This is a genomic window from Deinococcus marmoris DSM 12784 (genome assembly GCF_000701405.1).
Classification (GTDB): domain Bacteria; phylum Deinococcota; class Deinococci; order Deinococcales; family Deinococcaceae; genus Deinococcus; species Deinococcus marmoris.
In genome coordinates, this window is sequence record NZ_KL370780.1 from 1 (window position 1) to 11,985 (window position 11,985).

General features: G+C 64.9%; 8 protein-coding genes. 1 reads left to right on the forward strand and 7 read right to left on the reverse strand.

Annotation, left to right across the window (positions count from 1 at the left end; all coding sequences use genetic code 11):
• The coding region (locus Q319_RS27760; RefSeq protein WP_156039590.1) for a helix-turn-helix domain-containing protein at positions 1-236 on the reverse strand (236 nt) is incomplete at its 3' end.
• A 515-nt stretch (positions 237-751) separates the two neighbouring features.
• Here Q319_RS27760 and Q319_RS26730 point away from each other — a divergent pair.
• Complete coding sequence (locus Q319_RS26730; RefSeq protein WP_245619463.1) at positions 752-2,833, forward strand: right-handed parallel beta-helix repeat-containing protein; 2,082 nt, start codon at positions 752-754, stop codon at positions 2,831-2,833.
• A 119-nt stretch (positions 2,834-2,952) separates the two neighbouring features.
• On the opposite strand, the gene Q319_RS26010 is transcribed toward Q319_RS26730, so the two are convergent.
• The 6 genes from Q319_RS26010 to Q319_RS0123735 all read right to left on the reverse strand — a co-directional run bounded on the left by Q319_RS26010 (position 2,953) and on the right by Q319_RS0123735 (position 11,973).
• Positions 2,953-4,056, reverse strand: a complete 1,104-nt coding sequence (locus Q319_RS26010; protein ID WP_162178717.1) for an acyltransferase family protein — start codon at positions 4,054-4,056, stop codon at positions 2,953-2,955.
• 280 nt (positions 4,057-4,336) lie between these two features.
• Entirely contained in the window at positions 4,337-6,328 is a 1,992-nt protein-coding gene (locus tag Q319_RS0123715; protein WP_029484824.1) for a right-handed parallel beta-helix repeat-containing protein, read from the reverse strand.
• A 5-nt stretch (positions 6,329-6,333) separates the two neighbouring features.
• Positions 6,334-7,569: a glycosyltransferase family 4 protein gene (locus tag Q319_RS0123720; protein ID WP_051655751.1), complete on the reverse strand. Its 1,236-nt coding sequence runs from the start codon at positions 7,567-7,569 to the stop codon at positions 6,334-6,336.
• On the reverse strand, positions 7,566-8,861 hold the full coding sequence (locus Q319_RS0123725) for a nucleotide sugar dehydrogenase (RefSeq protein ID WP_029484826.1): 1,296 nt from the start codon (positions 8,859-8,861) through the stop codon (positions 7,566-7,568). Before Q319_RS0123725 ends, Q319_RS0123720 begins: the two co-directional genes overlap by 4 nt.
• Before the next feature lie 5 nt (positions 8,862-8,866).
• Positions 8,867-10,732 (reverse strand): heparinase II/III family protein, encoded by a 1,866-nt coding sequence (locus Q319_RS26015; protein WP_162178718.1) that lies wholly within the window; start codon positions 10,730-10,732, stop codon positions 8,867-8,869.
• Between the two features lie 149 nt (positions 10,733-10,881).
• Positions 10,882-11,973, reverse strand: coding sequence for a glycosyltransferase family 4 protein (locus tag Q319_RS0123735; protein ID WP_162178719.1), 1,092 nt, complete (start codon positions 11,971-11,973; stop codon positions 10,882-10,884).
• Positions 11,974-11,985 lie beyond the last annotated feature (12 nt).

Below are 11,985 nucleotides of genomic sequence, written 5' to 3' on the forward strand. Positions count from 1 at the left end.
TCATTGATGGCGTCCCAGACGCTCTCCTGAATCCTGAGGTGATGGCGACGCTCCTGTTCGTCATGGGCCTGGTGGTGGGCCAGTTCAGCGTCGTAGGGCGAGACGCGGGCCAGTTCGCGCCTGATGGTGGTGCGGTGGAAGCCGAGTTGAGCGGCGATGGCGGGGATGGGTTGCTGGGCCTGGTGAAGTGCCTGGAGCTGATAGCGTAGGGGCAGTGTGAACCGGTGGTAGCACATGCTTTTCTCCTTTGACAGAGAAAGCGTAGCCCCTCCGGGTCACGCTGTGCGCTAGCAACTTGAATCCACCTTTTTTAGCTGTTGACCCAGAACAAGTTACTCATCAGATTCCGTCGACTGAGTGCGGTCAGCCAGCGTTCATGCCCCTCTCTTCACACATCTTTCCAGAACTCCACTCATAAAGATCCGCTAGGGTTCACAGGAGTGTAGAAATCTTTCATTGAAAGGTATCTGTCTTCATAGATATATTCAAAAAATTCTTTTATTCTACGATTTCCGAAAGTAATTCGACTGTATATCTATTATTTTTCTGTCAGAACTCTGACAATTTGCTCTATTAAGATCCATGCGTGAATTTTGTAATATGAAGTTGAATGTAACTGGGCTAAGGTTAACTTATGGAAAGGAACTTGTTAAAAATTACATCCATCTTTATGATCAGTGCCACACTCCTGGCCGCCTGTAGTCAGACTGAGACCACCCCGAACGCAGCGAATTCAGATGTCACGTCTGTGATGGTCCCCGCAGTCTCTAGTACAGCAACCTTTGAAGCAGAGAGCGCAGGCATTGAGACATTGCTGGGGCAAGGTGTAGTTGAAGTTGGCGCGCCCACAGGCGGCGAAATCATTGATGACAAGGCAGCGAGCGGGGGCAAGGCTGTCAACCTCCTCGGAAACGGCAGCACGGTGCAGTTCACGGTTGCCAGCAACTTCGCCACTGGCAATTACGCTGTGAACCTCCGTGGCCGGGGCGTCATGTACGCTGGAAGCCCCATCGTTTCCGTCCGCATCAATGGGACTGAAAAGACCAGGGTGACCCTGACCTCTGAGAGCTACGGTGACTTCACGCTTCCCCCCCTGGACCTCAAGGCAGGGGACCGCGTCAGCGTCACCTTTATCAACGACGCCTACGCAGGCCGTGGCAAGGATCGCAACGCTGTCATCGATTACGTTACCCTGACTCTCCGGGGGTCCGGGACGCCGGTTCCCGCGCCCGCACCAGTTCCGTCTCCCGCACCCACTCCTGCTCCGTCAGGGAATTACACGCGGCTCGCCACGGAAGGTGCGGCCTTCACCGTGTCCGGCACGCAGACCGTCCGCTACGGCCAGGGATCAAGCTGGATTGCGAAATCCGTCACCGGTAGTGGTCAATGTACCAACGACTTCTTTGGTCATGATCCAGCCTATGGAATAAGCAAGGTCTGCGAGGTCCTCGTCACGAACCCCTCGGTCGCCCCTGCCCCCGTCCCTGCTCCTGTGCCCACACCCGTCCCCGCACCCACTCCTGTCCCTCTACCCACTCCTGTTCCCACCGGCTCAAACGCTGTGAGCGTCAAGGACTTCGGTGCAAAGGGTGACGGTGTGACCGACGATACCGCCGCCCTGCGCCGCGCCGCCGCGACGCGCGGAAAAGACATCGTGTTCCCCGCTGGAACGTACCTGACCAGAGGTGTGATTGTCTTCGACGGCCTTCAGAATCAGACTGTCAGCGGGAGCGGGGCCACGCTCCAGGCCGTGGCGGGATTCGTGCGAGACAGGGACAACGCGGTTCTGTACGTCAAGAACAGCCGCAACGTGAAAATGAGCGGCCTCGCCGTCCAGGGCAACCGCGTGAACACCTCCTCGGCTGGGTCCGATATTGATGGCGTGCGTGTGGCTGGCAGCCAGCAGGTCACCCTCAGTCGAATGACCGTGGGCCGCGCGCCCACCAACGGCGTGACCATCGTGGACTCGCAGGGTGTGCAGATCGAGGACTCGGCCATCAGCGCGAACGGACGGCACGGCATCTGGAGCTGGAAAAGCAATGACGTGCGCTTCCTGCGAAACAGCGTGACTGGCCGGGGACAAAATCCCGACGGCGGTATCGGCATTCTCGCCACCGTCGGAACCGGCTTCCTCGCTCAGCAGAACACCATCTCGAATACGGGCGACACGGGCACCAAGACCGAAGCCGTCAACAATGTGGTCTACCGGGACAACACGGTCAATGTCTTCGGGAAAGACGGGATCAAAGTGATGCCCCACCCGCCGTCGGGCGTTACTCAGGTGAGCAATGCGGTCGTGGAAGGCAACACCATTTCTGGCTACCGGGGCTGGGTTCCCGAGGGTTCTGGCAGCATCCTGATGCAGTCGGTCATTGGCGGCACTGTGCGGGGCAACACCGTGACTGGAACGGGCGGGAGCGGCGGCTCACGTGACGAGGATGGCATCCGCGTGAACACCTACGGCTCGGGTCCCCGCTCCAGCAACATTCAGGTCACCGGGAACACCATCCGCAACTCTGTCGTCGGTCTGCGGATGAATGCCGACAACCTGGCGATCTCGGGCAACCGTGTCCAGTCCACCGGGTACGCGGCGGTGCTGGGCGGCAGGGGCATCAGCCTGAGCAGCAATCCCGAACTCAGAAGTGGGGCCAATATCACCGTGCTGTACGACATCGGTACCCAGGCCGACGTGACAGCAAACGTGCTGTCTGGATCCGATGTCGGCATCTATGCCGCGAACAGCGGCAACCAGGGACGCATTTCAGGCAATACCTTCGCAAGCAGCTATCGCCGTCAGGTCGTCGCTGGGTCCAGCGTCACCGTCACACCTTAAGCCGCTTCCGGCACGCGGTGGTTTCAAACAGCGCTCCTCCCGGGAATTCCTGGGAGGAGCGCTGCATGGTGCCGCATGGTCTCAGGGCGGTGCGGGATCGGCCCTCCTGTTCTCTGTGGTCATCCACGCTGCTCCGGTTGGATGGCAGCGCCAGGTACCCGCCCACTGATCCGCTGGTCATAGCGGCGGCGCATCCACTTGCGCGCGGGTTCTTCGATGAACAGGAACGCCAGGGTGGCCACAGTGCCGATGCCTACCGCGAAGGCGAGGAGTACGCCAATCTTGACGGGTGTGGCGGCGTCCACAAAGGCGTCCGGGTTGATCACGCGGGTCAGCAGGCTGCGGGTGAGCAGGTGGGTCAGGTACACGGCGTACGAGACCTGACCCCAGAACACCATGGGCCGTGAGCTGAGCCAGGTGGCGATGGGGCCACGCGCCTGGATCAGCGCATACACCATCACGCCGATGGGCAACGTCGCCCAGTATGAGATCACGCCCAGGGAAGAACACACGGTTGCCACCACAGGCACGGCCAGCAAGGAAACGGCGGCAATGGGTGACCACGGCAGGTGGCGGCCCATCCCTTTTGCATGCATCCAGTAAAGGCAGCAGCCGACAGTAAATTCACAGATGAGGCGGGTGATATTGACGAAGTGCAGCGCTGCGCCAGTTGCGTTCGCCGCCATGATGGGCACCAGGACCAGGGCCATGACCGAACATAGGAGCAGGCCGCCAGGACTCAGCCGGGCCGTCAGGGCGCGCGTCACCGGGAAGGTCAGGTAAGCGAACCACTCTGCGGTGATCGACCAGGCCGGTTTGTTCCAACCCTCGATCTCGAACCCCCACGCCTGAATGAGCAGCAGGTAAGTCAGAAGACTGGAGAGCGTGAAATCTTCAGGATTGTTGACAGTGCCGTATCCACGGGAGGCGATGAACAGCAGCGCAGCGTAGGCGAAGAGCACCGCAAGGTGCAGCGGGTAGATGCGCGCCAGCCGCAGCCAGAGGTAACGGCGGTACGTTTTTCCGTCGAAATTTTTAAAAGTCGTGGCGTAGTTGTAGCTGATCACGAATCCGCTCAGCACGAAAAAAACATCGACGCCCAGACCACCGGTGTTGACAAACTCGAGCAACGGCGCTGGCAGGTGTGGAAACAGTTTGACAATTTCCTCTTTGAAGTGGTAGATCACCACCCAGACGGCGGCCAGTGTCCGGAGGCCGGTCAATGATTCAAAACGCATTTTGCCTGCCTCTGCTGCCGTCTGCACTGCATCGCCCCCATGTTTTTCTGTTTGAACGCGCGATATTGAAAGTCGGGTTTCCCGTGCCGCTGAAGATCAGCCGTGCCCTTTTCAGAACCACGCCACGGTTTGAGGTATGTCCCGCCTCAGGCCATGCAAGCCAGACGTCTGGCTTTTCAGGAGACCACCGAACACTTGACCCTCAGGCGTCGTCCGGCGGTCCTGCTCCATCTCCATACGGATCACCGGCGCAGCCACCTGAATCTCATGGGCAGGAGCCGCCTGTATTGCCACGGCAGTTCTCGCCTGGGTTGATCTGTCCGGCCACGGCCATATTGATCCCGCTTCCGAAGCGGTTGTCTACCACGGCTGTGTCGGGATTCTCGTTGTTAGCGTAGATCGCGGCCTGCTCGTGGTTCTCGAAGGTGTTGCCCTGCACCCGTGTCGCCCGGATGCCCTTGTCCAGAAGAACGCCGACCACTTCACCTTTGAAGGTGTTGTTCAGAATCTGCACCTGCTGGCCGGAGACGATCAGGCCGCTGCGTGACCACGGAGACGTTCCACTGATGGTGTTGCCCCGCACCACCGCGCCGTCACTGGCCAGCCGCACACCACGGCGCGTGTCCCGCAGATCGTTGCCCTCAATGACGATCTGGCTCGACTGGGGGCCGGAGGCATAGGTGTTGACACGCACCGCATCTTCCTGATAAGGCTCTCCCTCACCCTTGCTGCCCTGCACCGTGTTGTTCAGCACCCGGCCACCCTGCACCGATTGCAGCACGATGTACCCGGAGCCGTCCGGACGCCAGGGGTGAATGCCCACAATGGTGTTCTTCTCGATCAGCACGTCACGAATGGACGCCACTTTCGGGGGGTAGGGCATGACCTTGATGCCGTCCTTGCCAAAGGTGTCGATAGTATTCCCACGGTATTCCACCTGGCTCATTCCCTCGGTTTTGGTGGCCGTGTCGCTGCTCTGCTTGAGGATGTTGTCGGTGGCGATGAAGCCGTTACCCAGGGTGCCCAGCAGCGCGATGCCGCCGCCGCGCCGCCGCCGGTCGTCGCTGCCGGTGAAGCCCAGACCGGTCACCGTGTTGCGCCGGTGTACCTGATTGTTGGTCTGGAAAGTCCAGATTCCATGCCGGCCTGTGCCCGTGATCTGATTCCCTTCAGTCAGCACATTGCTGGAGTCCAGCACGGCGATGCCGTCAGCAGTCACGTCCTGAATTTTCAGATCCCTGAAGATCAATGTATCGCTGCCGGTGGCCAGAATCCCCTGGATCAGCAGGGTGTCGTCCTGATCGGGAAGGGTTGATTTGCGCCCGTCGATGCTCAGGCCCTGCACAGTGACGTCCCTAACGCCGCGCAGCCACAGCATGCCGCGCTGCTGTCCGGGAACGCCACGGAACGAGGAGGCGGCGACGAGCTGGGCATTGCCGTCGGCCTTAATGACGCGCTTGTTGCCCTGCACGATCACCGGGGCGCTGACCAGGTACTGGCCTTCGGGGAACACGACGGTGGCCGCGCCGGAAGCCATGGCGCGGTTCAGGGCGGCGGTGTCATCGGTTTTGCCGTTCCCGGTGGCCCCGAAGGAGCGTACGTTTACGGTGGCTGAACCTGCAGCGGGCGCGGCTTTCGCGACGGGGGTTGCAGCCTTCACAAGGGGGGGCTTGGCTGTGGGCGCTTTGACAGCAGAAGCCTTAACGACTGGAGCGGGCGCGCTGGCCGTGGTTTTGAAAGCAGGCGCAGTGCTCTCTGCGCTCAGTTGAACGTAGTCCAGCACGGCGTTGCGGTCCTTGCCCTCGCCGCCGTAGGCGTCGTTGACGAAGCGCAGCTCCAGGACGTCGCCCGGCTTCAGCGACACGCCCCTCAGAGAGGTGGTAGCTCGCGCGGCCCAGTCGAGCGTGACGCGGCTTTTCTGGATGCCGTTGACGAGTACCGCGAGAATCGGGGCACCGTCGAACGCCTGACCATACCCGGTGACGGCCACGGTGTACGTGCCGGCACTCAGGGTGCGCGGCAGCGTGAACCGCACTGCGCCGTCCTGGCCAGCGATCATGACCTCGCGGCCCTGGCTGGCGGCAGGCACGCGGTTGATCCACGCGGGGCCGGAACCGACGCGTTCCTGCATGGGCGCGCCAGTGTTCCCCATTCCTGCTTCGGCTTCCAGACGTAGGGCTGGGTTCGCGACAAGCCCAGCGGTGGCAGGCAGCGCCGCCGCGAGAATGAGGGCGCTCAGCACGCAGCGGGCAGTCATGGGCCTCATGACCGAAGTCCGTGGCGGGCGGCTGTCGCCCGGCCGGTGGTCAGCGCCCGCCTGTACGCGGCGAGCAGCGTCGGGATCTGGTGTGACCACGCCAGGCTGGTGCGCATGCGCTGCAGTCCGGCCTCACCCATCGCGGCGCGCCGCCCGGGATCGTCAAGCAGTTCGGCCATGGCCGTGGCGAGCGCAGCGGGGTCGTTCGGCTGGGCGTAGACCGACGCCTCACCGGCAGACGCGCGGCCCTCCTTGAGGTCGAACTGCACGATGGCCTTGCCGAGCGCCATGTACTCCACGATCTTGTTCATGGAGGACACGTCGTTCAGGGGATTGAGGGGATCTGGATTGACACACAGGTCACAGGCACTCAGGCGCATCAGCAAGTCATCGTCGGGGATGCGTCCGGTGAATTCGACGTGGCGTCCAAGGCCCAGTTGCGCGGCGAGGGCCTTGAGGTCCGCGAGGCTGGAGCCGCCGCCGATCAGCATGAATTTCACGTCGCCCCGCCCAGCGTCGATCAGGTGGCGGATGGCGCGCAGCAGCACGTCGACACCTTCCTGCGGACCCATCACACCCAGGTAACCGACCAGGTGGCGGAAGCCGTCACGGTGGTGTTCGCCGCCGGGGCGGGGGGAGAAGCGCTCGAGGCTGGGGGCGCTGCGCACGACGAACACCTGATCCGCGCGTTTGCGGCCCCGGGTGAGGGCCACCTGCCGGTAGGACTCGTTGGTGGAGATCACGACGTCCGCCAGGGCGAAGGTCAGGCGTTCGGCCAGCACCAGGGCGTGATAGCCCAGGTCGCGGCGGCCAAACTTGGTGATGTACAGTTCCGGGTTCACGTCGTGCTGATCGAACACGAAGCGCGTGCCGAACAGCGCCTTGAAGGGCGCGGCGACCAGAAAGATCAGGTCCGGTGGGTTGCACGCGTGCAGCACGTCGAAGCTCTGCTCACGGCGCACCCGCCACGCCAGGCGAGTCTCGTGGTACAGCGCCACGAGGTACTCGCGGATGAAACCCAGGCCGGCGTTGCTCTCCGGGGGCAGTGGATGGCGGTAGATCTCGATGCCTTCCAGGGTCTCGCGGAGGGCCTCGTGGCCCTTGCCGACCGGGCAGATGACGCTGACGTGGTGTCCGGCGTCGCGCAGGGCGGTGGCCTCCATCCACACGCGGCGGTCAAAGGGCACTGGTAGGTTCTCGACGACGATCAGGACGCGCGGCGCGCGGGCGTGCGCGCTCACCACGCCACGCCGCGCAACTGCACGTGAGCGGGTACAGCCACGCCGCAGACGTCGAAGACCGGCACGCCCTCGCGCACGCCCGCAAGCAGTTTCACGAATTCCGGCTGGTTCTGGGTGACGACGATGGCCTCGGCGTCATGGATGAGCGTTTCCGGGTCGTCTGTCAGCAGGCAAGAGACGTGCGGCAGGCGACGGTCGACGTATTCCTTGTTGGCGCCGACCAGCGTGGCGCTCTGCACGGCGCGGTCCAGAATGCGCACGTCGCAGCCGCGCCCGATCAGGCGCTCGACGAGTTCCACGGCGGGACTCTCGCGCAGGTCGTCGGTGCCGGCCTTGAAGGCCAGGCCGAGCACCGTGACGCGCCGCGCGCCGGTGGCGAGCACCTGCGTGGCGATACGCTCAATCTGGTCGCGGTTACTTTGCGGTAGCGAGGCGAGCAGCGGCACGCTCAGTTCCTCGCGCCGGGCAAGGTGCAGCAGGGCGCTGACGTCTTTGGGCAGGCACGAGCCGCCGTACGCGAAGCCGGGACGCAGATATGCCGGGGAGACGTTGAGTTTGGTGTCCTGGACGATCAATGCCATCACGTCGCGGCCATCGACGCCCATCTGCTTGGCCAGCACGCCGATCTCATTGGCGAACGTGATCTTCAGGGCGTGGAAGGCGTTGGCGGTGTACTTGACCATCTCGGCGACGCGCGGCGCAACGACGTGGAAAGGCGCGTCGATACCGGCGTACACGGCGCGCACGGCCGCCTCTGCGACGGGATCCTCGGTACCGATGACGGTGTAGGCGGGCGCGTCGAAGTCCTTGATGCTGCTGCCTTCCCGCAGGAACTCTGGATTAAAGGCAATGCTCACCTCGGTGCCCTGCGCGGCGTCCTTGAGAATTTGCAGACAGGTCTCGGTGGTGCCAGGCAGTGCGGTGGAGCGCAGCACGACGACGTGTGGGCGGCGGATATCGGCCAGTGCCTCGCCGATCTGCTGGCATACGCGGTAAACATACGACAGGTCCAGCCCGCCGTTCGGAAGGCTGGGCGTCCCGACGGAGATGATGCTGAGATCCGACTCCCGCACGGCGTCGTGGACGCTGGTGGTGGTGCGGATGCGCCCGGCCTTGACGCCCTCAAGCAGCAGGTCGTCGAGGCCGTGTTCGATGATCGGGGAGCGGCCCGACGCGACCAACTCGCATTTGAGGGGGTTGACGTCCACGCCGATCAGGTGGTGGCCACGCTGCGCGAGGCAGGCGGTGGTGACGGCGCCGACGTATCCGAGGCCAAACACGGCGATATTCATGGGGTTCATAGGATCTCCAGGGTGGTGACGAGGGTGATGGGCAGCGTGGCAGTGAGGGTGGCGCGGAAGGAGGGACTCGGCACTTTGAGGCCGTAGCGGGGGGAGTACCAGCCCAGCGGGGTGGCGCCGGAGGCGGGGTCGTGTTCGCCCCGGCCCAGGTGGACACTGAGTTGTGGATCGAAAGTGGCGCGCAGCGCGCCGGTGTCCCAGGTGACCCAGTAACTGCTCTTGGCCTCGGGCTGCACGTCGCAGTCCGGGTGCAGATGCAGGTGGAGGCGCAGGTGGTGTTCGCCCTGCCCGGTCACGCGGTCCGTGATGGTGAGAAAGCGGCCACGCAGTTCAAACTCGCGGGTGTGGACGGGCGCGCCGGGCAGGCGGGTGTAGCCGTCGTGTGCCGCGCCAAGCTGCCCGCCGTCTGGCAGCGGTGTCCAGCTTTTCAGGGTGGCCGCCGCCTTGTCGGCCCACAGGAACGAGCCGGCCTGCACGCTCTGGTCTTGCAGGTCCAGTTCCAGGGTGTTGTGCGCCGCCGTCGAGCGGAAGTAGCTGCGCCACACGCTGTCGGCGTGGTAGGCGTAGACCCCCGGGTCCACGACGACCGGCTGTGCCCCGACGGACAGCGTGAACGCCAGGGCGTCGGCGTGCCCGTGCCCGGCGAGGCTCAGGTATCCCAGTGGGCCGGCGTCGGCCAGCACCCGCACGTTCCGGTGGGGGGGACCGCCGGCGTCCAGCACGAACAGTCCGGCGTCGGGGTACGCGAAGGAGCCGGGGGCGGCGGGTTCGGCGCGCAGCTCGTCTCTTTTTGCGCCCAGCAGCAGCGCGGCGCTCAGATGGCCGCCCGCCGGCTCGGCCACCGGGACGCCCAGCCAGTCGCGGCCCACACGCAGCAGGCCGTCCACACGCGGGCTGTTGCGGGCCTCAAGCTGCGCGGCCAGGCCCTCGTCCTCATCGCCGTAGCGGGGCAGCAGGCCGCCGGGGCCGCGCAGATCACCGATCACGCGCAGAGAGCGGGCCAGCCGGGCCAGGTACGCTGGGGCGAAGGCGTCGCCAGACCGCTCGCCGAGCAGGGCGGGCAGCAACAGCAATTCGGTGGCGAACACGTGGTACCCGAAGCCCATCTCGCGGTTGACGCCGCTCTCGAAGAACTGCAGGGCACTCTCGCGGGTCAGGGCGGCCTTGGACGACTGCTGCCACCCGGTGGATTCCGGGTAGACGGGCCACGTGACGCTCGCGACGTACTGTCCGGCGAGTTCGCCGAGCAGGTGGTTGTTCGCCGATGATCCGCGGGATTCGAAGCCCTCGAGGAAAGTCTGGTGCTGGTACACGCTGGGCCACAGCGGTGAGTCCGGGCCGAACCACGTCGTCCACTGGGGATGGGGGCGAAGCAGCTCATACACCCAGGCCCAGGCCATCAGCCGCAGGCCGACTTCCAGCCCGCTGGCCCAGTTGACGCCGCGCAGCGGGGGGTTGGCGAGGATCCAGTCGGCGACGCGCGCAACGGCCCCCGCAGCGTAGCGGTGCTCGCCGGTCAGGGCATACGCGACGGCCAGCAGGGTGGTGTGGTGGTGGCGGCTTTTCTCCCAGATGATCTTGATGTCGCCTACCACGGTCGGGTCGCGGTAGTCCAGGGTTGGCCCGAAGGCGTCGGGGTTGGCGCGTTTGCCGGTCACGTCGCAGCGGTGCCAGTCGGTCATGCCGTCCGGGGTGGGCGCAGTCGGGGCGTCCGCGAAGGCAAAAAAGCGCCAGCGGCCCTGCAAGATCTCTTCTGCCTCCTGTAAGACGGCGCTGTGGGATGCGTTGCCGGCCAAAGTGCTCAGCTCAGCCGGGGTCAGGGGCAGGCCGAAAAATCCCTGCTGGGGAAGCCGCTCAAACATCACGCGCTCCGGCGCCGGCAGGCCCCTTGCCCGCCACTGTGCCTTGGTGCGCTCCACCGTAACCCGCCACATAACCTCCCTGATCGACATTGCCCTGAGCCGCCTGTAGCGCCAGCGCCAGCGTTGTAACGTTGATTGCTGCTGCCGCGTCATGTCCGCCTCCACTGCACCTGCCGGTAAAGCTGCACGAAGCGCCGGGCAACCAGTTCGAGGTCGTACTCGTGTTCGGCCAGCGCGCGGTTGTGTCCCGCCGCAGCCGCGTAGACTTCGGGGCGCGACAGCAGGTGGCGGGCGACGTCGGCGACGGCGGCGGGCGAGCGGGGCGGCACCAGGCCCCCGCATTCCGGCGTGATCAGGTCTGTGAGCGGTTGCAGGTCGCAGGTGATGACCGGGATGCCCCACGCCAGTGCTTCAAGCAGCACGATCGGCTGCCCCTCTGCGTAGTACGACGGGAACACGAACAGCGACGCGGCGCGCAGCAGCGCCTCCTTGGCCTCTCCGCCGACGTGCCCGTGAAACGTGACGCGCCCGGCGATTCCCAGTTCGGAGGCCAGGGCCTGCGCTGGAGAGAGGGCCGGGCCATCTCCAGCGACGTCCACCTGCACGCCGGGCAGGTGCGCGGCAGCGCGGATCACGTCGAGGACGCCCTTTTCCTCGAGCAGGCGGCCCATATACAGCAGCGTCGGGTTCGCCAGGCGCCCGTCAATGAGCTGGTCGACGTCCACGTCCGGCAGGCACACGCCGTTGGGAATGCGGTGCAGGCGGCCGCGCGCGGCCGGGTAGCGTGCGGCCAGGGCGCGCTCCTGCAGGCGGTTGATGACGACCAGCGCGTCGGCATTCATCAGGACGCGCAGCGCGGCGCGGCCCAGTATCCCGGGTACGTCGTCGGGCATGCCGCCGTGGAATTCGGCGACAGTGGGCGCGCCGGTCACTTTCGCGGCGATCAGCAGGGCCGCGTCGCGCAGGACCGCCTTGGGCGTGAACGACGGGTTGAGGTGAACGAGCTGGCCGCGCGCACGCCGCGCGAAGTTCGGTAGGCCGCGCAGCAGGCTTTGCACACCGCGCAGCTTGGCACCGAGCGTCTGATCCTCGTCGAGGCCGGCGCCGACGTGTACCTGCTGGACGTGCAGGCCCAGGCGCACGAGCGCGTCGCCCAGCGCGCCGCAGTGCGCGACCACGCCGCCGCCCACGCGCGGGTGCGGCCCGGACAGCAGCAGATGCATCTGGGATGGTTGGGCCATGCGGGCAGGCTG

Bases quoted from the DNA above. Each gene is read 5' to 3' on its own strand.
- Q319_RS26730 (WP_245619463.1), top strand. From the start codon at position 752: ATGGTCCCCGCAGTCTCTAGTACAGCAACCTTTGAAGCAGAGAGCGCA.
- Q319_RS0123715 (WP_029484824.1), bottom strand. From the start codon at position 6,328: ATGACTGCCCGCTGCGTGCTGAGCGCCCTCATTCTCGCGGCGGCGCTG.
- Q319_RS0123725 (WP_029484826.1), bottom strand. From the start codon at position 8,861: ATGAATATCGCCGTGTTTGGCCTCGGATACGTCGGCGCCGTCACCACC.
- Q319_RS26015 (WP_162178718.1), bottom strand. From the start codon at position 10,732: ATGTTTGAGCGGCTTCCCCAGCAGGGATTTTTCGGCCTGCCCCTGACC.
- Q319_RS0123735 (WP_162178719.1), bottom strand. From the start codon at position 11,973: ATGGCCCAACCATCCCAGATGCATCTGCTGCTGTCCGGGCCGCACCCG.